Source organism: Paenibacillus silagei (assembly GCF_017874735.1).
GTDB classification, from domain to species: Bacteria; Bacillota; Bacilli; order Paenibacillales; family Paenibacillaceae; genus Paenibacillus_AQ; species Paenibacillus_AQ silagei.
The window spans coordinates 259105-282657 of the sequence record NZ_JAGGLV010000007.1 but is presented as its reverse complement, the minus strand read 5'-3'; the positions used below and the strand labels follow the sequence as shown (position 1 = coordinate 282657).

Genomic DNA, 23553 nt, shown 5'->3' with positions numbered 1-23553 from the left:
CGGATGATGCCCCGGCACTTAGAATGTGGTACCTTAGCCTGGAGCTTCACTCCGGCTGTGGCATGATGGTTGTCTCCCCTGCATAAATTGATAACAAGATCTGCCCATGTCCTAAGCTATGAAGAGGGGATAACTCTAATGATAAACTTTAGATCCAGACGCTTCCTGTCGGGTTCAGCTCCATTTATACCCGGGGCTGCAGCCATTCTGCTAGCTATAGCAATAATCATAGCACCTGAAGCCTCATTCAAGGCTTCACTTACGGGCCTTACGCTCTGGTGGACCCTGGTCTTTCCGGCGCTGCTGCCCTTCCTGATCCTCTCAGAGATGCTGAGCGCATCCGGCTTCGTGCATGGTATCGGCGTCCTGCTGGAGCCGCTGATGAAGCGGTGCTTCCGGCTTCCCGGGACGGGCGGCTGGACGCTGGTGCTCGGCCTTACCGCCGGCTTCCCGGCAGCAGCCGGAGGAGTGATGCAGCTGCACAAGCAGGGGGACATTACGGACAAGGAGGCCGGACGGCTGGCGGCTATCGTGCATTATGCCAGTCCGGTCACATTGCTTATTGTAGTCGGGACAGCCTTCCTGCATAGTCCAGCCGCCGGGTATGCCCTGCTGGCCATCCACTGGCTGTCAGGGATAGCCGCAGGTATTCTATCCGCCTGCTTCAATGGCTCCCGTAAGATAAGCTCACCTATTCCGCTTCCGCAAGCTCTTCCGCAAGTTCCGCAAGAAAGTGATTCCAGCCTGACGGGCAGCCGCCCCCGCAGCAAAAAAGCATCCTTGCCACGGCGTATCCATCAGGCAGCAGCGGATGCCCGTTCAAGGGATGGACGGGGCTTCGGCAAGGTGCTCGGTGAATCCGTATCCTCCGCCGTACAGAGCCTGATGATTATAGGCGGCTATATGATTATGTTCGCAGTTGTTGTAAGTATTGTTACCAGACTGTTGCCATGGCTGCCGAATCTGGTTACAGCAAGCATGCTTGAGATTCATCTCGGGGCCCGGTCAATGACTTCAGCCGCAGCAGGACTTGAAGGTTTTCTAATAGGCGGTCTTCTTGGCCCGGCACTGCTGTCGGCCGGATTGGCCTGGAGCGGCATTTGCGCCCAGCTCCAGGCACTGACTGTGCTGAAGGCAGCGAATGTCCGCTTCCTTCCGTTCACCGCAGTCAGGCTGCTGCATGGACTATTTGCCTTTGCGTTCACGCTCCTGCTGTGGACACCGCTGCTCCATATTCAGTCTGCGGTGCTGCCGGTTCTAGCCGGCTCACCCCCGGCCGTACAGCTGCAAGACATAGGCACTTCGCTGAGAATATGGACTCTGGCCCCACAGATCCTGGGACTTCAGACTCTGCTTGTTATGCTGCTGCTGTTGCTGTCTGCTGCCGTGAAGCTGTTTACTTCGAGCCGCCGTCCATCCGGCTGAACTTCAGCTTCATGGCCTGCTCCACCTCAGGGGTTACAAAATCCGAGACCTTCCCGCCGAAGTGGGCAATCTCCTTCACCACACTGGAGCTAAGGTAGGAGTATCTCGGATTAGTCATCATAAATATAGTTTCCGCTTCAGGGTCAAGGTTATGATTAATGGAAGCATTCTGCAGCTCATATTCAAAATCCGTAACGGTCCGGATTCCCCGGACAATAACCTGCGCATCCTTTTGCCTCAGATAGTTAACCAGGAGATCACGGAAGCTGTCCACTTCAACATTCGGTATATCCGCTGTCGCCTGGCGCAGAAGCTCTGTCCGTTCCTCGACCGAGAACAACGGATTCTTGCTCAGGTTGTTCAACACCGTCACAATCAGCCTGTCGAACTGCTTGGCGGCCCGGTGAATAATATCCATATGTCCCAGCGTAACCGGATCGAAGGTTCCCGGATAGATAGCGACACGTTCTTTTCTAATTTGCAGACTCATCATTAACCTCCTTGCCGCTTGCGGCAGCCTCTGGAACAGCAGCTTCATACCGGTAGATAGAAATCGTAGCCTCTCCATAGACAGATTGCTTCGTTCTCACGAACCCCGGTATATCCTCGGGATAGGTATACCCCGATTCATGCTCCAGCACGATCACTGCATCAGGGTTCAGCAGCAGCTTGTCCGCCAGCGTAACCATCAGCTCGTCTCCATGCTTCATACGGTAAGGCGGGTCCAGAAAAACAAGATCAAATGCTCTCCCCCGCTTCCCGAGTGCACCAAGCGCTCTTCCCGCATCATTGCGGTAGACCTCAGCCTGCGCTTCCAGCCGGGCCGCCTTCAGGTTGGCACGCACCGTGTCAATCGCCTTCTGCTCCATGTCCACAAACACCGCAGCTTCCATCCCTCTGCTTAGGGCTTCAATTCCCAGGCCTCCGGTACCGGCATACAAATCAAGCACCGTACCTCCTTCAAAATAAGGCCCGATCATACTGAATAACGCTTCCTTCACTTTATCGGTAGTAGGCCGTGTGCCATTGCCTGGAACACTTTTAAGCGGCCTGCCTTTTGCACTTCCCGATATGACTCTCACCGATCATCCACCTGCTTTTTAGCTTTTGTCTCTACATTACTATGCCGTTACAGGGCATAAGTCCAAGCCTATAGTACCACAATTATTCCATGAAATAAAAAGATTGTCCGACTTTGTCACAATGCGGAGCAGAAGAATATTCGCAAGCAAATGTATAAAACTCCCGCATCCGGGTCATCCTGTAATTATCGACATCACAAAATGTCGTAGACAACCGCGGAGCAGGCTTACGTTTCCCCATAAGCTCTTCGTCCGGTTTCTCCTCTCCCATGAAAGAGGCTCCCGAAAGGGAGCCTCGATTTTTGTTTTACGCAAAAAAAGCCCCCGCCTTGAAATCAAGATACGTGGGCTTGCTGTGTATATAGTTATATAATCCGCTTCAGCTTGGCTTCCTGCTCAATGGAGCGCGCTGAGAGAAGTTCGATAATTCTATGCTGATTCTCCAATAAAGACTCCACATTGATGAGCCGCTCGTTTGTTTCCAGCACAGCACGTTTAATCTGTTCCTGATCTTGCATCATTGTTTGCAGATCTTGTTTTATTGTCTGCTGATCTTGTTTCATGTTCTGCTGCTCTGTCTCTATTCGATCCAAACGCTCGTTGACGGTTCCTAATTCCGCCTTAACAGGCTCCAATTCCTCTCGAATAACGGCTCTTAATACCTGCACCAAATCATTATCCATGAGTTCCGCTCCTTCAAACGTGATACATAAGATTGTACCAGAATCCAATTTATTATTCTACATCATTTGACCTTGTCGATCTTGACAAATATACATATCTATTAGTCACTTTAGCGAATAAATTCAATCCGTCCGGACAAGGTTACATATATAGTATATGAATATCAGATAGATTCAGGAGGAACCGCTATGAAGAAGCCCTTGTATAAAAAGATGTCGTCCCTCGCCCTAGTCATCCTATTCAGCGGTGCCATTGGACTGACCGCAGGCTGCAACACTCCGGCTAATCAGGCCACCCCAACTCCCGCCGGGACAGCACAGCCGACAGCAGTGCAACCCACGTCAGCACCAGCCACTGAACCCTCCACCGGGAAGGCGTCCGTGAACTGGGAATCTGCGATCCAGCAAATCGCGACTACGGATACGGAGGCCACGCAAAAAGCAGATGCGGCGGAAGTTTTGGCGAAATCGTACACTCCGTCGGCTGTGGAGCTTAAGGATTTTGAATCCCAGATCGTGGAGGAGTACACCGCCGGGAATTATCTCGCGCATAGCAAGGATGCCGGATACATGCTGACGAACCTGTTCAAGGCTACTGTTGTTGAGCGCAATCACCCTGACGGTGAGGCTATTAAGAAGTTTGCCTTTGACTTTTATCAGAACACTAAGAATGTCTTCCGCGGAATTGATGCTGTGGACAGCGAAGCCGTACAATCGAATGAAACGCAGATGGACAAGGCGTTGTCGGAGATTACAACCAAGTAAACCTCCTTATGTCTCCGGCATGGGACCTCCCGTATTTATTGACAATTCAGGAATGATGGTGATACCGTTCATTAGGGTAAGGGAGCTTAGGGATCCCGCATTCATCATAAGAATTCAATTGATCAGGAGGTCCCATGTTCAAAAAAACAATCCTTTTCCCCGTCATCAGCATGATGCTTCTCAGCTCTGCCCCGTCTTCATCCGCAAGTGCGCAAAGCTTGTACTCCGATGTCAACGAGCAGAAATATTCCTGGGCGATGGAATCCATTCTTTTCATGACGGATAACGATGTGCTAAAAGGGTATTCCGACGGCACCTTTAAACCTGAAGCAACGGTTACCAAAGCCGAGTTCACCGTCATGCTGCACCGGCTGTTCGATAAGTACCGCCCCAATGTAGCGCCCCTGTTCTATGAACCGAAAGTGACCGGCTACCAGGATGTCCCCAAGAATCATTGGGCCTACAAGGAAATCTCCGAGCTATATAATTCCTCTGCGGTCAGCGGCGGCGGGATTTCCCAAGACTCTTCAACAGGCAAGTATACCTTCAAGCCTGAAGCCCGGCTGACACGACTCAAGCTCACGTCTATGCTCTACCAATTATTCGCTGAAGACTTCGACAAGGGTGCGAATCCCGATGATCCTGACAAAGAGTTATACCAGCGGTTAAGTAAATTCAAGGATATTCCCTTGAAAAAATTCAATACTCAGACTGCAATGGATCAATACATGGATACAGAAAGAGCGAAGGCCAGCAACAGATGGAATACATACGTACCAGGGGATGAACTCTCCCCCGCGATTTTTTATACATACCCGAATGGATCTATCTCGCTAATTGGTGATTTCACCTTTCTACCGGTATACGCAATTGCAGCAATGGACTCCCAAGGGATTATTACAGCCGATTCCCGTGGATACTACAGACCGCTCGCCCCTGTTACCCGGGCAGAACTGGCAACGATTCTGGACCGCGTCTATCTGTTGTTTGAGAAGAAAGGGGTTCTGCAAAAATACAGCAATAAATAGCCTTAAGCGTTGATTCATCAAGCAGGGACCCTAGTCAACAAAAATAGCCCGGCCTCTTACAGTGCCGGGTAATGACATCTATTTTCCGATCAAATTCGGCCGGACTCCTTCAATAAAATAAAATCATGACCACGCCGGGTCAATTTGATGTCAGTAGTTCTGACTGTCACGATTCCGCTGCCTGACCGGGAGATCTTAATATTCTCCACCATCCGGCTGTCGATAAGCTCCTCCATAATATCGGCGAAGGCCTCGGCTTCCAGTTCCGTTACCTCCTGATTAACCGCCTGTTCCGCTTCAATCCGCTTGAGGATGGCATATATCTTTTCTTTCTCTTCCATCATACACCTCTTTCATGCCAGCACTGATTGCCCTGAAGACAATGACTTCTATTATCGCACATCCGTTCGGGGCATGGCGAATTTATATTTACCTTCAGGCAGCAAAGCTTGTCCATCCTGCACCTGCAACAAGCGCAGTCCCGGATTACCGGGACTGCGCTGACTGATTGGATCTCCTAGTAGAAGCAGGCACTCAGAATAATAACGAGCAGGATATAAAGAACCAGTATCGCGCCTGTCGATGTCCAAGGACTTACTCCACAAGTATTCACGCCGCCTACATTGCCACCGTATCCGCAATCTGCACCCATGAGATTACCTCCTTCATAATGTTGACTACAGAACAGCATATGAGCAAGTGACCTTATCAGATTGGGCGAAACGGACATAATTTGGGGCGTATGTACAAGGGCATCCTGCCCGCCCTGACGTTAGAGCTGAGCAGGATGTCCCACAGCTTGGAGATTAATCAGACACCAGAATGCCGTCGAAGCTCTCCGGACCCACACGGACCGTACCCAGAAGATTCGAGCTGATGAACGCAGTATAGGTTAACTGCGGAGTAATCGTCGGGAGGAAATCATCTGCAGAAAAGGTGATAACCTGTGGAGCCAGAATACTAAGGCTGAAAGTGGAAGTGGCGGAATACACAACAGGGTCAGTTGCCAGTGTTCCTCTAACGATGGTTACAGTGATGCCTACCAGTGCAAGGGGGAGAGAAACCGAAACTGTTCCTTTGAGTAGTACACGCGGATTCGCGCCTACTCCAGCCGTGATCAGGCCAATTTGCCCAAAGAGCTGCGGAGTATTAATCACTAGAATTGGAATCGCAATAGAGTTGGCAGTACTGGCATTCTGTGAGGTTCTTCCATCAACATAAGTTCCCATTTCAAGCACCTCCTTTCTTCTTTACTAGTATATTTGCGTTCCTACCAAACTGATTGGATGAAATCACCATTCCTAGCACCCTATTTTATATTCTCTCAAGCAGCCGGTACTGCCCTACTCCTCTTTGGTCGTCCCACTCCGCTTATTGAACGCCAGTTCAAACAGCCCCGTTGCCGATAATCCGGCCAAGCCTCCGGCCCATAGACGAAGAATGAGATTCATGTCTGTAAAAGGGTACGCAGCCGCTCCTACCAGCAGGCCGATGGCCAGCCCCACCGCAGGAACCACATTACGCGGAAGGTTCACGCTGTTCTTAACGAGCTGCACCAGCGCCATGACGAATACCGCCAATACGGATGCAAAAGCTAGTACACTGTTAAGTGCATCGTAATACATACCTGCTACACCCCCTTGCTTGTAACCAGCAGACCGGCACGGTTCAATACAGTCAGCATCCGGTAGAAATCATAACTGCCTCCTGACGGCGTATCCAGCAGACCGGCGGCAGACGCTGCCTGTACCGCAGGCTCAGCCCAGGCCGGCACATTCATTACTGTACGGCCCTCAATGACCGCCAGCCGCTCCGTGACACCCTTAATGGCCTGGCCTTGCTCTTGAACGCCGGCCTTCAGTGTATCTCTGCTGACAGACAGCCCTGCCAGCAGCTCCTTCAGTTCCCGCAGCTCGGTTTCCAGCGCCGCAATTTTTTGTTTATCTTCAGCTGACATCTCTTCATCCTCCTTCAGCTCGTCATATTGATACAGGTTATATGAATCCATAATCTGAATCAGCTTGGACGCATAACCCGGGTCCGTTGCGTAGCCTGCAGCAGCAATCTCGCGGGCGGCTGTTTTGCCGTCGACTCCAATAGCCTTGCTGTACAGCTTGGGGTTCCAGGACACTCCCCCGGTAATCAGTGCGGAATGATCCGCTATAGATTCTCCCCAGTTATGATAGGAACGGAACTGGGCAGTCACCTGTACAGCTTGGCCGTTCCTGTATTCCGTTGTCGGAAGCGCCAGGCTGCCCGCAGGCCCGCTGCCCTTGATACCGAACAGATTATTGGCCTTCTGCGTCAAGCCGCTCGTTCCCCAGCCGGATTCCAGTGCCGCCTGGGCAATCGTCAGCGAAGCTGCGATACGGGTGCGCTGCATATCCGCTACTGCGAAAGAAGCGATCCGGGCGATAAATTCGGAGTTCGTCATTGTTTCACTTCCTTTCCTACTATATTAAATGCCCCGCCCTGCCAAACTGCCTGTGCTTATCCCTGTTATGATGTATATGGAAGTGAGCTGCACCTTATACGCACGCAAACAGCGCCGGAGCAGATGCACCGGCACTGTTTCAATAACCCACTATATTCCCTTCCACTAAAATACGCTAAGGATAATAATCAGCAAAATAAACAACACCAGTATCGTAGCCGTTGACGTTCTCAGACCTCCACTCATCTGGAGCCCTCCTTTCTTACGCACATGCCCAGCTTTGATTCCTCTACATCATATGCCTGTAGTCCCAAAAAAACTGGGCGAACGCACAATATGGGATTTATATGTAATAAAAAGTATTGTTAAATCTTCCATCCTGGCTTAAACTAGTAATAATTAACTATATCGGAGGGACTAATTTACTATGCCTTCATATTATTTCAAGGAAATTTGGACACCGCTGAGCTGGATAGGCATTAAGTTTTTCCGGGATGACGAAGGATTTCTGTGGATAAAGAGATGGTCTAATCCACGTAAGCGGTTACGCTGAACGTAATGAGATAACGTCAAACAACCTTTTTTCCGGCACAAGAGAAGCATCCCCGTCCTGCCGTTAAAAGGTTGTTTGTTGTTTCTGTCTGCTGTTGATTGCTGATCCTAAGATGCCGCCTCGAAGGTAATCCGGTTCTTCCCGCTCCGCTTGGAGATATACAGCGCTTCGTCTGCGAGCCGCAGGGTCTCGATAGTATCTCCGCCGTCCGGAGTCCATACAGCAGCACCTACGCTGCAACCTACACGAAGCTCCTCGCCTTTAATCAGAATCGGCTGGTTGATCTTGCTGATAATCCGCGAAGCCACCACCTCCGCTTCCTTCATCGGTTTGCCCGCCGAGGTATTCAGAATAATCACGAATTCATCCCCGCCCAGCCGGGCAACGATCTCATTGTCCCGCGTACAATCCATCAGCCGGAAGGCCACCTCCTGCAGCAGGGCATCTCCAACCGCATGGCCGAAGCTGTCATTCACTTTTTTGAAGCCGTCCAGATCCATGTACAAAAAGCTTAGTGTCGTCCGCTTCTGCTTGGCCTTACTGACCGCATGGGCCAAAAACTCATCCAGTGCTGCCCGGTTGGGCAAGCCGGTAAGCTTATCATGCAGCGCCATATCCGACATATAGCTCAGCTTGGTCTCTGTCTTGGTCAGGTTGTTCACCAGGCTCCGCAGGGAGGCCGACAGAATCGCCACATCCTTGAACCGGGTAGAGGCCGGGATCTCCACATCGGCACCGGAGCTGAGCAGGTCGGCTGTACGGGTGATATCCCTCAACGGTCGGCTGATCCATCCGGCCAGCAGCCAGCCAATCAGTGCGAAGGCCGCAGCGGTCAGCAGACCGCTGATCAGGATGAAGCGTTCAAGCTGATGGACTGAGGCAAAAGCGATGTCTGCCGGCTGACGGATAATGACCGTCCAGCCAAGGCCCGGGTAGTTCATGTAGCCATCACCATAGGCGTATCCCGTTAAATAGGAGTCACGGCCCCGATCCTGTTCGATCGCGTATGAGCTCTTACCGCTGCGGGCCTGCTGCAGGACCGCAGCCGTCATTCTTTTGCCGGTGAGCGCTTCTGGCCCCAATAGAATGGTGTCGTCCTTCTTACTGACCACGAACACTTCCACGCCCTTAAGCCGTTCCTTGAGCGGATTCACAATGGAGGCCTCGACCTCACGTGACCACTCCCAGCTAAGATGTGCCGCCAGCACGCCGCTTGTCTGTCCTTGCTTGTCCATGACCGGCACACTCACATCAACAAACTGCAGGGCTTCCCCCGTCTTACTCTGCAGCAGCTTAGATAGCAGCACCGCATCGTGGACATCCCCGACGAAGGTTCCCTTAAGCGCCTGCTGAAAGACAGGCCTCTGGCTGATATTCGTTCCTTGTAGAATCCGATCCGTGGAAGCAACCACATTCCCTGTCTTATCCAGGAAGCCCACCCAGGTGAATACCGGCAGACTCTTCTTCAGCTGATTCAGCAATCTGCCGGCCTCTGCTTGTTCAACGGGCTCCTGAAAAGCATTCAGCTTACTCAAAACTTCTATTTCACCGGAACGTGACCACATGAACTGATCAAGCTTCTCGGACATTTGATTGGCCTCTGCGGCCAGGGAGCTGCCGATACTGACTTCCACAGAAGTGGTGGAGCGGTTGCCGATCACATAGCTGAGAATAGCCGTGAGCAGAATGATAATAACCGCAAATGCAGCTGAAAATAAAGTGCGAAGACTTAATGACATGTACACTCTCCTCTTCCGATGACCTTGTTCATGCTTCCGACCACTGAAGATATCTTGCTGCAACATGTCGAAAAGGGTCGATATTTCTTTATCGGAAGAGTCCGGCAGAAATATAATACAGCTTCCGGCACACAGCCGTTTTTTCTTGAGTATTTACCCTACCTTCGCTCCCATAGAACGGGCCAGCAGCACAGCCTGCTCCACATCCAGCCGCACTCCTTTGAGCTCCAGGCTCTTCAGGTCAATCCCCTCCAGCTTGGCGTCACGCAGATCGGCCCCTGTAAGCTTGCACTGCGCAAGCTGCACCCGGCTTAAATCCGCCCCGCGCAGATCCGCCTTTTGCAAATCGCAGCCCTGCATGTCTGCCTCGGTGAACCGGATGCCCCGCAGATCCTGCCTGCTGAGATTCAGATGGCGCAGATTCGTATAGGCCCAGTCCCCTCCGCTAAGTGTGATTCCGTCCATATAGGCATTGGCGAAATCCGATCCGACCATCTTGCAGTTCTCGAACTTCGCCACGAACAGATTCGCTCCGGTGAACTTGCAGTTGGTGAATGCGCCATCCGTGTGCAGCGAAGCATTCAGCAGGGCACCGGTGAAATCGCAATCGACAAACCGGCAGCCGGTGGAGGTCATCTCTTCCATTGAAGCTCCCCGAAAGGAGCAGCGCTCAAAGGTGCAGCCGTTTATTTCTCCATCCTGCAATGCTGCGTAATCAAAATTATGCTCATTAAAGGTTTCATTATGGTATTGATACATAGTTTAAGCACCTCTTTATCTGGGTATTGGAGCAAAGGTATGGTATAACAGATACTATATAATTCTTTAAATATACTACTTTAGGAGATTGTCCAAGTGTAGCCGTTTCGATATAATAGCAAATAAAATAGCGGAGGTAAATGATGGATGACTCCAGCAGAAAAGAACCATTCCGATATGTAATGAACCAGCCCATCGATTGCTGGCTTGAGATTCCCGCCAGTAATTCGGGACCGGGAGCGGGAAAATTGACTGAAGGTATTCTGCTTGACCTTAGCCGCTCCGGCTGCAAGGTCCGCACGTCGCTGAACCTCCGCTTCACCGCAGGGGATACGAAGCTGATTATTCATTTTCAGCTGGCGGAAGAGAAGCTGCAGTACGAAGGCAGTGTCCGCTGGGGCTGGATGTTCGGTCTGGGGCAATACCAGTACGGGGTAAGACTGGACCTGCAGGAAGAAGAGGAAGAACAGCTGCTGCGGGAGCTGGAGCTCTGGACCAGCGGAAGAAGCGCGCAAGGCTTATAGTCCATCCTATCCCCAATAATGCACACAAACGCAAGCAAGGCTGATTAGGAGCCTTGCTTGCGTGAACTATGAACGATGCGCTTTCCCTCTGCTGCACTTCGCTTTATACTTCGATTCTTCTCTTCACCAGCGCCACCATTCCATAGATCATCAGGCAGACCACCGCCACTTCAAACAGCAGCGCGCCTTGGTTCCCCGGAAGATACTTTATAGTGAAATCGCTGCCGGATTGGAATCTTCCAGGGTAAATCTCGAAGTTGAAGGCATTATCTAAACCTATGAAATAGGTGTCAAAAAGAAACTTCTCCAGATAACCAATCCCGTTCTCCAGCAGGACCAGAAGGGCGATGCCAAGCCAGACTCTCCCCTTCATGCGCAGACTAAAGGCTACTGTAAAGGAGAACATCACCATCACCATGAGAAATAGGATGGACCAGACCGATTGAAGCAATGCCCGGAAGCCAACTGTCAGCAGATTGCCGGGCAGAAAATCCACCGTGTACAGCAGCTTGTAAATCCCCAGATGGGCCAGACCCAGAAGTACGACCACCCCGATCAGCAGCAGCGCCAGCAGCATGGGAGACAGGACCGTCTGCAGCGCAGTAACCGGCAGAAGCCGCCGCTGATAGGATTTAAGATTACGGAAATATCCGGTGACCACTATAAATATCATCGCGATGGCCAGAATACAGTAAACAGCCAGATTCAGTGAGGCCACACCTGCGTCTATCTTTGCACTGGAGATCCACAGTCCGGCCTGAGCGAGCAACGCAATGACGATGAAGACGAGAATGCGTTCTTTTCTGCGTTTAAGATCATATTTTAATAGCTTCAGCATTCGGCAAACACCTCTCTGAACAGCTCATCTACACTTTTCCCGTGCTCTTGTCTAAGCTCCTCCACCGGACGATGCAGCACAATCTCCCCATCCTTCAGGAAAATCACCTCGTCAAAGATCCGTTCGATATCCGTCACCAGATGGGTAGAGAGCAGAATACTGCTGTCCTCCTCATAGAACTCCATCAGCGCATTCAGGATCTTGGTCCGTGCCACCGGATCAACGCCTCCAATCGGCTCATCGAGCAGGTATAATCTGGCCCGGCGGGAGAGCGCTAATGTCAGCTGCAGGCGTTCGTTCATCCCTTTGGATAACGTCCGCACCTTATCCGCTGTACGCAGCTTCATGAAATCCAGCATCCGCAGCGCCTTGGCCTGATCGAAATCCGGGTAGAAATCCTGCTGGAATCTCAGCGCATCCCCGATATTCATCCATGACTCCGTGACCGGCACATCCGGCATGAAGGAGACGAGCTTCTTACTCTCTACGCCTACGGGTACGCCAAGGATCGAGATCCGGCCCGAGCCGGGCCAGGCGAGTCCGGCGATCAGCTTCATAAGCGTGCTTTTGCCGCTGCCGTTACTTCCCAGAAGGCCGGTGATGGTGCCGCTGCCCAGCTTGAAGGAGACCTGGTTCAGCGCCTGTCTGGGGCCGAACTGTTTGCTTACATTCTGAATGTCAAGTATATCGTCCACTCTTCTTACTCCCCCTGTTCTTGGTTCCGCTGGTGAATGTTCTCTGCTACTGCAGTTAGTATATCTTCGCCCTGGAAGCCGAGCTCCTGCATTCCGCGGATAAAACGGTCCAGCACATCCTGCGCCATCTCCTTCTTGACGGTCAGAATCGTCTCTTCGCTTCCGGTCACATATCTGCCCATGCCGCGGCGGGTCTCCACGATGGTCTCACGCTCCAGTTCCTGAAATGTTCTTTGCACGGTATTCGGGTTAATCTGCAGTTCAGCGGCCAATTCACGGACAGAGGGAATCTTGTCTCCAGGCTTCAGCTTACCGGTGATAATCTCTCCCTTGATGTAATTCATGATCTGGAGATAAATCGGCTGGTTATTATCGAATTCGATCCCCATCAAGCAACATCCCTGCGTCTGAAGACGGCGAAGCCTGCAAGCAGGAACAGCGTCATGTATATGCACAGCAGGATAATGGAGAAGGTTAGTGTCATTCCCTGCATCGGCGCACCGCCATCCTTGTAGGCTGCGAGATTAAGATTAGGGAACAGCACATATTTGTAGAACTCACGGGAAATGACCAGCTTGTCGATGGTGGTGGCGAAGATGGTTGCTCCAATGGTTACGCCAGTCGATTTTGTCAGAATCCCCAGCATGAAGCCGATCGTAGCGTAGACGGTGCAGTACACAGTTGAATACAGCAGCGAGGTTAGGATCTCACCGATTCCCGCTTCCCCTCCGCTGAGTCCGAAGAATACCGCTCCTGAGAGGAAAAGCCCCACCGTCGCAACTACCTGCATGCTAAGTGTATAAAGCAGTACAGTTACATATTTGGAGGCCAGAATCGCCGTGCGGCTGCGGGCACGGATCAGCAGAAATTTGATCGTCCCCTGGCTGTATTCCCTGGATACAATCCCCGCCGTCCCGACGATCACCAGAATGGCCAGAAGCTGACCAATGCCTCTGGGCTGAAGGGAATCCGCTGTAAAATCTGCCGCTGAAGCATACATATCTGCGGCAAATGTACGAGTCATATAGCCCACTGCCAGCGACAGCACCAGCAGGATGACATAAGGAATGATATTGCTGCGTTTCTTCGATATTTTGAGCCATTCATTCAGCACAAGCAGATTAAATTTACGCAATGCGGTTGCCCCCTGTCCATTTCAGGAAATCCTCTTCCAGACTTTGTCTATTCTCAGTAATCCGGTATATCCCGACCTTAGCTTCGCTAAGTGCCGCCACCAGCTCCGGTACGGCTCCATCCGGCAGCTGTACATGCAGCTCGAAATGAGCTTCATCCGCTCCAGTGACCTTAACGCCCTGCAAGGCTCCGGCCACAGTCCGTGCAGCTTCAAGCTTATCTACCCGGATCGTAAGTGCTACCTCACTACGCGCCTCCGGTACTTCCGTAAGCTGTGTCACCGTTACAAGCTTCCCGTTCTGAATGACCACCGCGCGGTGGCAGATCTGTTCAATCTCGGCCAGCATATGACTGGAGATTAGAATGGCAATGCCCTCTACCTCTGCTATTCTCCGCATATAGTCGCGCATCTCCCGGATGCCGGCGGGGTCCAGCCCGTTAGTCGGCTCATCCAGAATGAGCAGCTTCGGCGAGTGGAGCAAGGCCTGAGCAATCCCCAGACGCTGGCGCATACCGAGGGAGTAGGCCCGAACCTTCTTGTTCATCGCCTCCTGCAGCCCCACCAGCTCCACGACCTCCTTGATCCGTGATACCCCGGCTCCATCACTCATGCGTAAATATTGCAGCAGGTTGTCGTACCCGGTCATATGCGGATAGAACTCAGGATTCTCAATGATCGCCCCGATCTGTGAGATCGCCTGCTTGAATTCCTTCCGGATGCTGTGTCCATGAATCAGAACATCCCCTCCGCTCATGCGGATCAGTCCGGTCATCATCCGGATGGTGGTTGTTTTGCCGGCGCCGTTCGGTCCCAGCAGCCCGACAATCTCTCCCTTATGGATCTTGAAGCTTAGATTATCTACAATGGCCTTCCCTTTTATCAATTTGCTGACGCCTTGCATTTCCAGTACGGTTTGTTCTTGCGCAGGGCCTGACGGCTCCTGAACATTATGAGCGGTTGAATTCATGACAGCCTCCTTGTGCGGATCGGTATAGGTGGAGTATTAATTCCACGGGTTGTTGCTAAGCTGGAACATGTGTATTTTTAATGTTGTATTGGTGTGTTAGTTAAATAGTACACTAGGTATTTCGATTTGTAAAGCAGGTTTGTGAAAAATTTCCTGAAGCACTGTGTAAACAGGCTATCCGTGCAGGGGTTCTAACCATACCAATCTCTATCAGCATACATAGAATAGTATTGCAGCTGGCAGTACGTGCTGCTTTTGCCAAAAACCGCTGCAAGGAGGAATACACATGAATAAAGAGGTTCATATCTCTCAGACTTATCCAAGACTAACGGTGTACAGCGAAGAAAACTTCCGGGGAAGAAGCAGAATCTACAGAGGCAATCTCGGTATCCGCGATACGGACAATATTCTGGATGGCATCGAAAGCCTCCGCTTCTTCTCAACCAGCAGCAATGCTACGCTCGTCCTGTTCAGCACAACCCGGTTCAGAGGCAGCTTCCGCGTGCTTCGCGGCAACCACAGCATCCGTGATCTGGATGACTTCATTTCCGGCAATGACGTAGAATCGATCATCTCTACCAACCAGAGACTGACGCTGGACCAGATCCGCCGTATCCGCAGCAGCGGGGATCTTCCTGCAGGCTACCGCTTAATCTAACAGAATAGGCACGTGAAACAGGGCACCCTCTGGTATCGCCCAGCCGGAGAGTGCCCTGTTTGGTATGACTTTGGATTAGTGAACTTCCTATGATAGGATATTATTGTAAAATAGTGAATAAAACTAATTTTGAAGGAGGACCAACAGAATATGAAGCCACTGGATATCCATCCAACAGCGTTGTATGAGCAGGTTCAGTCCGACATTGGCAGCTTTCAGGTCTTGGGAAACTACAGGCTGAATAGTGTGAGAACCGGGGTCTGGAAGCTGCAATCCGATCAGGACTCTAAATGTTATTACTTAAAAACCTACAGCCGCAAACAGAGATGGCATCCTGAGGTTTATGCCTATCAGCATTGGGTAGGTCACTTGAAGCCGTATGTACCTGAGTTAATAGCTGCTTACGAGGGGGAGGGCTGGCAGGCTATATTAATTACAGCAATCGACGGGTTCATTATGAGAGAGACGGCACTAAACCCAAGTGCTGCTAAAGCTGCTTTTTATAAGGCTGGTGAGTTAACAAAGATTCTGCATCTATCGCAGACAGGCCGCTGGTTCGGCCGCCCCGATCAATACGGAAATCCGATAGAGCTAAGTCACCATGCTGACCCGGTGCAGTATGTTGCTGATGCAATTCAGGACTTAACTTCTCGGTGTGTTGTTGAGGGGTTACTGCAGGCCTATGAAATAAGGTTAACCGAATGGGCACTTCAGAACGTTCATGTATTCCGGCATAGCAGACCTGTTCCTATTAGCTGGGACTCCACACCAGGCAACTGGCTGGTGGATGACCAGGGTATTTTGACAGGAATGATTGACTTCGAGAATATGCTGTGGGGGCTGGCTGTGGACAACTTCTCCATTCTGTTCGCCAGATATTTCATAGATCATCCATCAGCCAGAGATTCCTATTTTGCAGGGTATGGACCTGAAGTGCTTAAGGACCAGTCTGCTGAAATACAAATATGCTGCATCAAAATGGCCCTCGGCGATATCTGCTGGGGTACTCACAATCATCAGCCTGACGTCGTCCGATCCGGCAGAGAGCTCATGAAAAGAATACATAATCAGCAGCTTTTCCTGTAGGGAAGCTTGAAGGCAGTGCAAGTTCCATACAGCTTCCCGCCTACATCGCAGCTACCTCTGCCGCCAGCTCACGGACCTGCTGCTGCAGGACATTCACCTCATCCGTTCCTTCCCAGTAACGGGTGGCGAAATGCAGGAATACGTCTATCTTACGCAGGAGCATGAGCACCGGAATCGCCGCCAGTTCCTCAGGAGTCAGCGTAACCCTGCGGTTATAACCCCGCCAGAAATCACGGATGATCCGCTCCGAGTCCTCATGACTGAGCAAGGCCGACAGAATCACAGCAGCATCCATAACCCGTAAATCCCGGGTGCAAAATTCAAAATCCAGCAGCGCTGTCACCCGGGCGGTATCCGCTCCATCCACCAGCAGATTGGAAGCGTTCAGATCGCCGTGCACCAGCTGATGCGGCAGGCTCTGAAGCTGTTCCAGCGAGTCAGCCACATTGTCGTAGGCATCCACTAATAGGGTCAGCTCCGGCAGCAGCTCCTTCAGAGACTCGGGCGGGTCCGTCACCAGACCATGCAGCGCTTCACGGGTGCATAGCGGATAGGAGGTCCGCAGCTCGTAGTATGGACGGTATACGGACGGGATGCCCGTATCTATCTCAGCCAGTGCAGCGGACAAGATGCCTGCCGCTTCTCCAAAAGACTCATAGTAATCCGCAGCTTGCCCGGACGGGGATTGCCCTTCAATATAAACAAACAAGCAAGCAAATTTCCCGCTCTCTTCAAGTTGAACCAAGGTCTCTCCACTGGCAGTACGGATCGGAAGAGGTGTACTGAACGGCAGACCCGCAGCGGCCAGCTTCAGCAGCACCGTATGTTCAAATTCTATTTTGTTCCTGTCCTTATGGGTGTCATAGATACGCAGCACAGCGCGGCGTTCCCCGCTCTCCACGAAATACGTTGTATTATTCCATCCTCCGCTCCGCTTGCGCAGCGTGCCCTTCCATTCAGGCCAGACCTGACTCACTATAGCTTCCGTAGGCTTATGCCCCTTTCTATTAGGTTCAGAAGCAATTGTAGAATCCGGGTACGGCTATGTCAAATCTACTAGGATTAGGGCGGTTCGCTAGCCTCTGATCCAGTCGCCTTTTTTAGCTGCAAAAGACAATTTTACAAAACAAACTATCAGATTTACATATATTACTGTATCAAGAGAAAAGGAGGACTTCCAAATGCCAATTTATACTATCGGTGCAGTGCCCAACCTTGAGCCTACCGGAACAGTAATATCGCAATTCGTCGAGCTTCGAATCACCAACACAACCGTTGCAAGGCTGGAACCTATTGTAGTCAATGCTTACAGTGTCGCAGATTCCGGCCCGGAGGGGATAGCTGAAACTCTGAATTTCACAACAACGTTCGGGATTGCCGCTCCAAATGGTGTGGTTACGCTCATCATACCAACGACAGTGGCCAATTACAGTATCACCGTTTCTTCACCTGGTGCTCCCGGATTCGTGAACGACATCTCGCTATACGCAGTAGCCCGGGATGCAGCCGGATTCATAGTGTTTGATCAGGTATATCCATTCGGAGACTGGAACATCATCGGTCCCGTCCTTAGTTAACTTCATTTCATTGCTCAGGCGAGTCCTGAGCTTTTTTTGTTTCTGGTAAAACTGTACAGAATAGCAGCCCGCTCACTATCACGATCACTCCTGACCTGATAAGCCTATGCTTGCACCACTTCAATAATATGCGGAATGCCTGATTATCCGCTATAATGTAATCCATACAATACAAGCAAAGGATGGGATACATATGGACGCAACCGTTAGCAAACGCTGGCTGCTCGCCAGACTCTACGAGCCGGAACAGACCATCGTAGACTGCCGGTTCACATTAGGCCAGCCTAAGGCCGGCAGAGACAGCTATGAACAAGAGCATATTCCGGGCGCGATCTATCTGGATCTGAAACTGGATCTGTCCTCTCCGGTGAGCGAGCATGGCGGTCGCCATCCCCTGCCTGACCCTGAAGTGCTGGCTGCACGGCTCAGCAAGCTCGGAATCGGTAATGATACTCGCATTGTCGCCTACGACGATGAGAACGGCATGAACGCCGCCCGTCTGTGGTGGCTGCTGCGTTACCTGGGGCATGAGCAGGTATTCATTCTGGAGGGCGGCTTCAGTCAGTGGAAAGAGGGTAAATATCCGGTGACGGATCATCAGCCGGTGCGGGTGCCTAGTACCTTTACAGCTAATGTTCAGCCGCAGATGCTGGCGGGAGTTGAGGAGGTGCGCGAGGTATCGGAGAAGACAGTTAGTAATGCTGGCGCTGAGTCTGAGAGTGACGTCAACGTTGCGTCTGCCGTGCCTGTTCTTCCCGTGCTGATCGATTCCCGGGCCAATGACCGCTATCACGGCCAGAATGAGACCCTGGACCCGGTCGGCGGGCATATCCCTGGTGCGGTCAACTACTTCTGGAAAGACACGCAAAATCTCGACGGTAGCTGGAGGAGTGCGGAGCAGCTTGAAGAACATTTTGCCGGACTGGACAAAGACCGTGAGATCATCGTCTACTGCGGCTCCGGTGTAACAGCCTGCCCGAATATTCTGGCGCTGGAGAAGGCCGGATTCAAGAATGTACGGCTGTATGCGGGGAGCTGGAGTGACTGGATTAGTTATGAGCAGAACGCTATCGCCACTGGGAAAGAGTAACGGTTAAGAGCCCGCGTCAGATGCGGGCTCTTTGTGCTGGGATTATAGCGATGTAAGGTTCGTACAGAGTGCCAAGAAGTATCTCAAGTCAACAAGGAATCAACCTCAAGCAGGAGAAAGCACTTTCTGCGAGGTAACAATGATGTTTCCTCTCGCTTTGCAGGATTTAGGGTTAGGAGGTTGGGAGACCTATGGGAGATATGACGGGAGTTACAAACCAAAATGAGCTAGAACAAGGTAACAACAACTTTAAAATAAAATAATATATATATCATCCTCCCAGCCTCCCAGCTTTTTGCCTTTCCGAAATTGTGCACTTGTCCCTTTCTTGATTGTTCCGTTTTTCTTCTGTTCTTCTTTAGGGAGACTGGGAGGACGAAAGCTCTTAAACCCGTTCCCAATGGGCTAAAGGCCGTCCTCCCAACCATTTTCCCAGCCATTCCGTCCTCCCATAATCGAACGACTCTGGGGAGACGGATCTTACATCGTCCTCCGCATATGCAGCACGAAGCTTTCACTCCATGAAATTGTAGCGGGTGCTGACCGGCATAACCACCAATGTAGGCCTTGGCTTCTTTGTATCGCTCAAAGCAGCCTTGCTTTCCAAGCGCTGGGAAATGGTGAGACTGAGGCTACTTCATATAGAGATAGGCTATTTGTTGCTTCACAAGTTAACAAGCATACACCGAATCAACTTCAGGTCATCCTAACTCGTAAATCGTCTATGCTTAAGAGAATCCAGCTTCAATTTCGCACATTCAACAATTAAACTGAAGAATCAATAAAGAATTACAATATACAACGCTTTGATTGTCATGATATAGTTAAAATGGAATTTTATTCAGTTATTTTGAAAAATCGAACTATTATTCTAATAATTCTGGAGGCATGCTGAGTGGATAAACAGCAAGAAGTCAAAATAGTTTTTATAGGAGAGTCGGGTTGTGGGAAAAGCACACTCATCCGACATTTGGCAGAATCTCCGCAACAGTTGAAATATGCCTCATCCAGTGATGGGCATGCAGGCACTACAAAAGTGACTATTGAATATCTTTTCGGTGATTATAAATCTATAAAAGTTAATTCCGTTTTTTGCAATATTAAATACTCTAAAGATTCTGACCTCGATCCTTTTGGAGACGCTGGATTTGAATCATTCCTAAGAAATATTGAAGATTTTCAAAAAATAGAACGATCTAACGATAAATATGAACAAATTGTAAATGACTACGCTATACAGTATTTAAATGGTAAATCACTTAAGGAAGTTTTCACAATTATTAATACCCCCAATGCATTTTTTAATCGCATAACAATGGAAGTTCCTGCGAACAAAGAATTATATTCTCAAATGAATATAAATGATATTGATGTATTAAGAATTGTTGATACTCGAGGTCTTGGGGACCAGGATGACATAGAGAGGGTAATCCCATTTGCTGGTGCAGACGCTATCATTATAGTAGGGAAAAATGAAACACCTTCGCCTGTAATATTACAGGGGTTGATTAAAGTCTGTCAGGATTATAAACATTTACCCGTCTTATTCATAGGAAAACATGCGATCAATGAAGATGAAGTTAACATAGCTTCTGCCGATACAGCAGATGATTATTTATTAAGATTGATCAAATTTAATAAAAGCCGTGACTGCTCGATTAGACGTCTGTATGCAGACGTGTGTGAAGAACATTTAGAATTAATTGAGCCCGTCCAGGAAGTTATGAAAGAATGTCGTATCAACAATGTTCCTTATATCAATTCTTTAGCATTTTCAACCGCTAAGGAATCTAACTATTACAAGTTTTACGTCCCAGCATGTATTCAGATTTTTAGTAATTGTATTAAAACAATTAGCTCATACCAAATTGCCCAAAAAGATGTATCTAATCAACTGCGTAATAGTAAAGCTAATCTTTTTAGCAGTATGTTTACAAAAGATGTTTTAGAAAGTGTATTACCTTATTTAGCGATTGAACCAAAAAGATATAATCGTTATGTTGATTTTATATCTGTTGCTAAAGGTTCTCCCCAAAGACACGGTTCTCCCCTTTATTACTCATATGATTGCGTTGCCGCCACACTGTACGCAATGCTGAGAACCACTATTGATCGTGCTGTTATAAGCGTTGACAATTCAATTAGCAATGATATTCTTATCTTTTTCTTTAAGCGAGTGCTACAACACAATTCATATAACTGGTATTGGGGCTTCGATAATGGTTACTACTACACCGTTATTGATTTTAGTTATACAGCTGCTCGTGAATGTAAAAAGAAGCTTCGAGAAAAAGAGCTCAAACTAGATCAAGTTGTATGTAAAAGATTCGATAAGCAGTATGATCGATATGATTCAATAAAAATTTTACTTTTTGAAGAGAGTTTGAATACGTTAATAAATAAGATAGATAGTGATATTGATGTAAATAACTACTTTTCAAATATCCTTGATGCTGATCCCGCATAAACTTTTCATAAACAATGAAAGAATTTTCTACCGTTACATTATCAAATACTTCATTAATGGAGGTATGACTGGGTGTGGTTCTAATACGAGGGAACACCCAAGCTATTGGTTGAACACTAGTTCTAAGATCACTTATGATAAGAACGGCTGTAAAAACTAGTTACAATCATTATAGAATCCAAATGCCGGCGAGTATCTTCTTAAAACCCCAACCATTTCTTTCAACGGTCGACCCCATGCATATGCAAGTACCTGTGTAAGCGTCAAGCACATTCCACCTATGAATAACACGCACCTCTGTCAAAATAAAGCTATCTAAAAGACAGAGGAAACGTCGAATGGATTGAGAAGAACGGCGACAACTCTGGCAAACTTGCATCGCAGATTACCGTCAGAGCTGCCTGAGCCTAAAGGAATGGTGTGCCCAGCAGAACTATACATCCAATTAACTGAAATATTGGCTATACAAAATTGAAATGCTGAGTCAACAGTTAGTCAACTTAAATTGCTTCTTTCTCGCTATTTACATCGGTCAGGAACTTTTCCAAGGCGTTTTCTAATTGAGTACTCCTTTTTAGCCCAAATATTCTTAGGAAGTCTATAGCAACTTTTCCTTCTGACCTGTACAGATCATTAAGTATACGACTTCGGATAATTCCTCTTACGTCCACAGTTGTTTGAAGATAGTTATAGTTTGCTTTCGATTTCAGTATACTAAACAAATAGTTAATATTTGAGTTATTAGCAGGTACATCTCTGATGTATAGGAAAGGCGCATTTGCAGAGGAATTTTGCCGGGTTAGGATATAAGGAATTAACATTTCATATGCCTCATCACATATTAATAACCACTTACATGCCTTATTATCTGTGTCTGCTCTCAGATTTCTTACTCTTCTATTTTCAATATCAACATCGCTATTTTTAAGCTTGAAAATGAGATCTTGATCAAACACGAAATAATACGACAGTGCAATTGTTGCGGACAACACATCTTTATAAGCCTTTTGTTTCTTTGTATACTTAATTCTTGAACTTAATAAGAAATTGATCTGGTCTTGTGATAAAAAAAGCATTTTCTTCTTTTCTTCTTTTTCAACTAATTGCTGAATCCTTTTTAATATCAACAAATACTCAGCAGCATCAATTCTTTTTTTCTCTTTGAAACACTCTAGCAGATTACGCAGAGCAGCGCGCGCAGTAGAACTTTTCCGTTGTTCCAAATAATACCTCGTATAGCTTTCAGAGAAGTAGATCTCAAACTTGTCTTCAGGAAACTTAATGCCGACGCACTTATTTAAGTAGTACGTGATGTCACTTATGTACCTTTCCTTTGTTCTAGCTGTGATTGCTCTTATGCTTAAGTATTGTTCAAAGTCCTTTAGTATATTAATAAAAATCCTCTCCCTGAAAATTTATCATGAAATTATGATTTTATAATATTATTGTTTGGAATAATTTCTTTGTTCACCTCCCTATATTGCAATATATACTATTCTTAAATAGATGTAAATAGAGGCCTTAAAATATTGGCCTCTTATAGTAATGGACGATCATTTCGTGATTATGGAGGGTACTACACTGTCTGCGACTCATCATGGGTCCACTGGCATATAGTCATGGATTTAGGTGGTCGATCCGGCAATATCACGTCCTCTGTTCTTGTTTTACCGTAAACAATGCTGAGTATTTAACAACAATAAAATTTGAATACCAAGCCCAGTTACTAGCCTTGGGCTCGGTTTACTTCACAGGTATCCTCTTTTTACAAAGATAAACATAAGTTAGCGGGATAGATCAGTGTATAGACCCATAGTCCTATCCATACGTATGCGAGTATTCATCTGGTCTAATCCCCACCGATGAATGACTCAACCTCTCAGACTAACTTTTTAGCTGTACATTCTTTTTGAGTAATCTTTGACTATAAAAGCAAAAATCTTTTCAATAAAGAACCCCGCAGCAAGCAACGGGGTATTCACAACCGTGTTACTCAAACGCAGCAAGGCGGGGAATTAAACCCGTAACGATTAAAAATGTTCAGTCAA

General features: G+C 48.7%; 28 protein-coding genes and 1 pseudogene. 10 read left to right on the top strand and 19 right to left on the bottom strand.

From position 1 onward, the window contains the following. Nucleotides 1-138: 138 nt before the first annotated feature. Nucleotides 139-1425: a nucleoside recognition domain-containing protein gene (locus J2Z70_RS13270; RefSeq protein WP_209873538.1), complete on the top strand. Its 1287-nt coding sequence runs from the start codon at nucleotides 139-141 to the stop codon at nucleotides 1423-1425. Here J2Z70_RS13270 and coaD read toward each other — a convergent pair. From coaD to J2Z70_RS13250, 4 genes are all read right to left on the bottom strand, one after another. Then, entirely contained in the window at nucleotides 1397-1915 is a 519-nt protein-coding gene (gene coaD, locus J2Z70_RS13265) for a pantetheine-phosphate adenylyltransferase (protein WP_036728903.1), read from the bottom strand. The two genes, J2Z70_RS13270 and coaD, sit on opposite strands and share 29 nt — an antisense overlap. Continuing rightward, nucleotides 1899-2507 carry a 16S rRNA (guanine(966)-N(2))-methyltransferase RsmD gene (gene rsmD / locus J2Z70_RS13260; protein WP_209873535.1) on the bottom strand — a complete coding sequence of 203 codons (609 nt, stop codon included), beginning with the start codon at nucleotides 2505-2507 and terminating at the stop codon, nucleotides 1899-1901. Before rsmD ends, coaD begins: the two co-directional genes overlap by 17 nt. Before the next feature lie 82 nt (nucleotides 2508-2589). Then, nucleotides 2590-2778, bottom strand: coding sequence for a single-stranded DNA-binding protein (locus tag J2Z70_RS13255; RefSeq protein ID WP_143803648.1), 189 nt, complete (start codon nucleotides 2776-2778; stop codon nucleotides 2590-2592). Between the two features lie 94 nt (nucleotides 2779-2872). Then, the gene (locus J2Z70_RS13250; protein WP_209873531.1) at nucleotides 2873-3190 is read right to left on the bottom strand and encodes a hypothetical protein; all 318 of its coding nucleotides are present in this window, start codon (nucleotides 3188-3190) and stop codon (nucleotides 2873-2875) included. Between the two features lie 189 nt (nucleotides 3191-3379). On the opposite strand from J2Z70_RS13250, the gene J2Z70_RS13245 reads away from it, so the two are divergent. Continuing rightward, nucleotides 3380-3955, top strand: coding sequence for a hypothetical protein (locus J2Z70_RS13245; RefSeq protein ID WP_209873529.1), 576 nt, complete (start codon nucleotides 3380-3382; stop codon nucleotides 3953-3955). A 134-nt stretch (nucleotides 3956-4089) separates the two neighbouring features. After that, nucleotides 4090-4983 (top strand): S-layer homology domain-containing protein, encoded by an 894-nt coding sequence (locus J2Z70_RS13240; RefSeq protein WP_209873526.1) that lies wholly within the window; start codon nucleotides 4090-4092, stop codon nucleotides 4981-4983. A gap of 89 nt (nucleotides 4984-5072) precedes the next feature. Here J2Z70_RS13240 and J2Z70_RS13235 read toward each other — a convergent pair whose 3' ends face one another. From J2Z70_RS13235 to J2Z70_RS13205, 8 genes are all read right to left on the bottom strand, one after another. Then, entirely contained in the window at nucleotides 5073-5324 is a 252-nt protein-coding gene (locus J2Z70_RS13235; protein WP_209873524.1) for a YjcQ family protein, read from the bottom strand. 176 nt (nucleotides 5325-5500) lie between these two features. Continuing rightward, a complete protein-coding gene (locus tag J2Z70_RS13230; protein WP_209873522.1) occupies nucleotides 5501-5635 on the bottom strand; it encodes a YjcZ family sporulation protein in 135 nt (44 codons plus the stop codon). Nucleotides 5636-5789: 154 nt separating this feature from the next. Continuing rightward, a complete protein-coding gene (locus J2Z70_RS13225; RefSeq protein WP_209873520.1) occupies nucleotides 5790-6212 on the bottom strand; it encodes a hypothetical protein in 423 nt (140 codons plus the stop codon). 114 nt (nucleotides 6213-6326) lie between these two features. Continuing rightward, the gene (locus J2Z70_RS13220) at nucleotides 6327-6608 is read right to left on the bottom strand and encodes a holin (protein WP_209873518.1); all 282 of its coding nucleotides are present in this window, start codon (nucleotides 6606-6608) and stop codon (nucleotides 6327-6329) included. Between the two features lie 5 nt (nucleotides 6609-6613). After that, nucleotides 6614-7417 (bottom strand): glycoside hydrolase family 73 protein, encoded by an 804-nt coding sequence (locus J2Z70_RS13215; RefSeq protein WP_209873515.1) that lies wholly within the window; start codon nucleotides 7415-7417, stop codon nucleotides 6614-6616. Nucleotides 7418-7582: 165 nt separating this feature from the next. Next, nucleotides 7583-7663 carry a YjcZ family sporulation protein gene (locus tag J2Z70_RS33260; RefSeq protein WP_245368211.1) on the bottom strand — a complete coding sequence of 27 codons (81 nt, stop codon included), beginning with the start codon at nucleotides 7661-7663 and terminating at the stop codon, nucleotides 7583-7585. A gap of 414 nt (nucleotides 7664-8077) precedes the next feature. Beyond that, the gene (locus J2Z70_RS13210; RefSeq protein ID WP_209873513.1) at nucleotides 8078-9709 is read right to left on the bottom strand and encodes a sensor domain-containing diguanylate cyclase; all 1632 of its coding nucleotides are present in this window, start codon (nucleotides 9707-9709) and stop codon (nucleotides 8078-8080) included. A 153-nt stretch (nucleotides 9710-9862) separates the two neighbouring features. Then, nucleotides 9863-10468, bottom strand: a complete 606-nt coding sequence (locus tag J2Z70_RS13205; RefSeq protein WP_036728930.1) for a pentapeptide repeat-containing protein — start codon at nucleotides 10466-10468, stop codon at nucleotides 9863-9865. Nucleotides 10469-10650: 182 nt separating this feature from the next. On the opposite strand from J2Z70_RS13205, the gene J2Z70_RS13200 reads away from it, so the two are divergent. Further along, nucleotides 10651-10992: a PilZ domain-containing protein gene (locus tag J2Z70_RS13200; RefSeq protein WP_235191988.1), complete on the top strand. Its 342-nt coding sequence runs from the start codon at nucleotides 10651-10653 to the stop codon at nucleotides 10990-10992. Between the two features lie 103 nt (nucleotides 10993-11095). On the opposite strand, the gene J2Z70_RS13195 is transcribed toward J2Z70_RS13200, so the two are convergent. From J2Z70_RS13195 to J2Z70_RS13175, 5 genes are read right to left on the bottom strand one after another with little or no spacing between them, the layout of a single operon-like run. After that, complete coding sequence (locus J2Z70_RS13195) at nucleotides 11096-11830, bottom strand: hypothetical protein (RefSeq protein WP_209873510.1); 735 nt, start codon at nucleotides 11828-11830, stop codon at nucleotides 11096-11098. Continuing rightward, nucleotides 11824-12525 carry an ABC transporter ATP-binding protein gene (locus tag J2Z70_RS13190; protein WP_209873508.1) on the bottom strand — a complete coding sequence of 234 codons (702 nt, stop codon included), beginning with the start codon at nucleotides 12523-12525 and terminating at the stop codon, nucleotides 11824-11826. Before J2Z70_RS13190 ends, J2Z70_RS13195 begins: the two co-directional genes overlap by 7 nt. 5 nt (nucleotides 12526-12530) lie before the next feature. Then, nucleotides 12531-12914 (bottom strand): GntR family transcriptional regulator, encoded by a 384-nt coding sequence (locus tag J2Z70_RS13185; RefSeq protein WP_036728944.1) that lies wholly within the window; start codon nucleotides 12912-12914, stop codon nucleotides 12531-12533. Further along, nucleotides 12914-13660, bottom strand: coding sequence for an ABC transporter permease (locus tag J2Z70_RS13180; RefSeq protein ID WP_209873505.1), 747 nt, complete (start codon nucleotides 13658-13660; stop codon nucleotides 12914-12916). The genes J2Z70_RS13185 and J2Z70_RS13180 overlap by 1 nt, the downstream gene beginning before the upstream one ends. Next, complete coding sequence (locus tag J2Z70_RS13175) at nucleotides 13653-14627, bottom strand: ABC transporter ATP-binding protein (protein ID WP_209873502.1); 975 nt, start codon at nucleotides 14625-14627, stop codon at nucleotides 13653-13655. Before J2Z70_RS13175 ends, J2Z70_RS13180 begins: the two co-directional genes overlap by 8 nt. Before the next feature lie 286 nt (nucleotides 14628-14913). Between J2Z70_RS13175 and J2Z70_RS13170 the strand changes: the two genes are divergently transcribed. Beyond that, nucleotides 14914-15285, top strand: a complete 372-nt coding sequence (locus J2Z70_RS13170; RefSeq protein WP_209873499.1) for a hypothetical protein — start codon at nucleotides 14914-14916, stop codon at nucleotides 15283-15285. Between the two features lie 150 nt (nucleotides 15286-15435). Continuing rightward, nucleotides 15436-16371 carry an aminoglycoside phosphotransferase family protein gene (locus tag J2Z70_RS13165; protein ID WP_209873496.1) on the top strand — a complete coding sequence of 312 codons (936 nt, stop codon included), beginning with the start codon at nucleotides 15436-15438 and terminating at the stop codon, nucleotides 16369-16371. Nucleotides 16372-16411: 40 nt separating this feature from the next. On the opposite strand, the gene J2Z70_RS13160 is transcribed toward J2Z70_RS13165, so the two are convergent. Then, nucleotides 16412-17347 carry a phosphotransferase enzyme family protein gene (locus J2Z70_RS13160; protein ID WP_342593012.1) on the bottom strand — a complete coding sequence of 312 codons (936 nt, stop codon included), beginning with the start codon at nucleotides 17345-17347 and terminating at the stop codon, nucleotides 16412-16414. Nucleotides 17348-17552: 205 nt separating this feature from the next. Here J2Z70_RS13160 and J2Z70_RS13155 point away from each other — a divergent pair, with 205 nt between their 5' ends. From J2Z70_RS13155 to J2Z70_RS33990, 4 genes and pseudogenes are all read left to right on the top strand, one after another. Beyond that, the gene (locus J2Z70_RS13155; protein WP_036728963.1) at nucleotides 17553-17948 is read left to right on the top strand and encodes a hypothetical protein; all 396 of its coding nucleotides are present in this window, start codon (nucleotides 17553-17555) and stop codon (nucleotides 17946-17948) included. Between the two features lie 193 nt (nucleotides 17949-18141). After that, nucleotides 18142-19038 (top strand): sulfurtransferase, encoded by an 897-nt coding sequence (locus J2Z70_RS13150; RefSeq protein WP_209873493.1) that lies wholly within the window; start codon nucleotides 18142-18144, stop codon nucleotides 19036-19038. An 895-nt stretch (nucleotides 19039-19933) separates the two neighbouring features. Beyond that, nucleotides 19934-21505, top strand: coding sequence for a P-loop NTPase family protein (locus J2Z70_RS13145; protein ID WP_209873490.1), 1572 nt, complete (start codon nucleotides 19934-19936; stop codon nucleotides 21503-21505). Nucleotides 21506-21867: 362 nt separating this feature from the next. Next, nucleotides 21868-21954 (top strand): annotated as a pseudogene (locus J2Z70_RS33990) (hypothetical protein); the annotation flags it as partial. A 51-nt stretch (nucleotides 21955-22005) separates the two neighbouring features. On the opposite strand, the gene J2Z70_RS13140 reads toward J2Z70_RS33990, so the two are convergent. Next, nucleotides 22006-22728 (bottom strand): hypothetical protein, encoded by a 723-nt coding sequence (locus J2Z70_RS13140; RefSeq protein WP_209873488.1) that lies wholly within the window; start codon nucleotides 22726-22728, stop codon nucleotides 22006-22008. Between the last annotated feature and the right edge of the window lie 825 nt (nucleotides 22729-23553).

Coding starts and splice junctions, on each gene's coding strand:
- J2Z70_RS13270 (WP_209873538.1), top strand. CDS start 139: ATGATAAACTTTAGATCCAGACGCTTCCTGTCGGGTTCAGCTCCATTT.
- coaD (WP_036728903.1), bottom strand. CDS start 1,915: ATGAGTCTGCAAATTAGAAAAGAACGTGTCGCTATCTATCCGGGAACC.
- J2Z70_RS13255 (WP_143803648.1), bottom strand. CDS start 2,778: ATGGGAGAGGAGAAACCGGACGAAGAGCTTATGGGGAAACGTAAGCCT.
- J2Z70_RS13250 (WP_209873531.1), bottom strand. CDS start 3,190: ATGGATAATGATTTGGTGCAGGTATTAAGAGCCGTTATTCGAGAGGAA.
- J2Z70_RS13245 (WP_209873529.1), top strand. CDS start 3,380: ATGAAGAAGCCCTTGTATAAAAAGATGTCGTCCCTCGCCCTAGTCATC.
- J2Z70_RS13240 (WP_209873526.1), top strand. CDS start 4,090: ATGTTCAAAAAAACAATCCTTTTCCCCGTCATCAGCATGATGCTTCTC.
- J2Z70_RS13235 (WP_209873524.1), bottom strand. CDS start 5,324: ATGGAAGAGAAAGAAAAGATATATGCCATCCTCAAGCGGATTGAAGCG.
- J2Z70_RS13230 (WP_209873522.1), bottom strand. CDS start 5,635: ATGGGTGCAGATTGCGGATACGGTGGCAATGTAGGCGGCGTGAATACT.
- J2Z70_RS13225 (WP_209873520.1), bottom strand. CDS start 6,212: ATGGGAACTTATGTTGATGGAAGAACCTCACAGAATGCCAGTACTGCC.
- J2Z70_RS13220 (WP_209873518.1), bottom strand. CDS start 6,608: ATGTATTACGATGCACTTAACAGTGTACTAGCTTTTGCATCCGTATTG.
- J2Z70_RS13215 (WP_209873515.1), bottom strand. CDS start 7,417: ATGACGAACTCCGAATTTATCGCCCGGATCGCTTCTTTCGCAGTAGCG.
- J2Z70_RS33260 (WP_245368211.1), bottom strand. CDS start 7,663: ATGAGTGGAGGTCTGAGAACGTCAACGGCTACGATACTGGTGTTGTTT.
- J2Z70_RS13210 (WP_209873513.1), bottom strand. CDS start 9,709: ATGTCATTAAGTCTTCGCACTTTATTTTCAGCTGCATTTGCGGTTATT.
- J2Z70_RS13205 (WP_036728930.1), bottom strand. CDS start 10,468: ATGTATCAATACCATAATGAAACCTTTAATGAGCATAATTTTGATTAC.
- J2Z70_RS13200 (WP_235191988.1), top strand. CDS start 10,651: ATGAACCAGCCCATCGATTGCTGGCTTGAGATTCCCGCCAGTAATTCG.
- J2Z70_RS13195 (WP_209873510.1), bottom strand. CDS start 11,830: ATGCTGAAGCTATTAAAATATGATCTTAAACGCAGAAAAGAACGCATT.
- J2Z70_RS13185 (WP_036728944.1), bottom strand. CDS start 12,914: ATGGGGATCGAATTCGATAATAACCAGCCGATTTATCTCCAGATCATG.
- J2Z70_RS13175 (WP_209873502.1), bottom strand. CDS start 14,627: ATGAATTCAACCGCTCATAATGTTCAGGAGCCGTCAGGCCCTGCGCAA.
- J2Z70_RS13170 (WP_209873499.1), top strand. CDS start 14,914: ATGAATAAAGAGGTTCATATCTCTCAGACTTATCCAAGACTAACGGTG.
- J2Z70_RS13165 (WP_209873496.1), top strand. CDS start 15,436: ATGAAGCCACTGGATATCCATCCAACAGCGTTGTATGAGCAGGTTCAG.
- J2Z70_RS13155 (WP_036728963.1), top strand. CDS start 17,553: ATGCCAATTTATACTATCGGTGCAGTGCCCAACCTTGAGCCTACCGGA.
- J2Z70_RS13150 (WP_209873493.1), top strand. CDS start 18,142: ATGGACGCAACCGTTAGCAAACGCTGGCTGCTCGCCAGACTCTACGAG.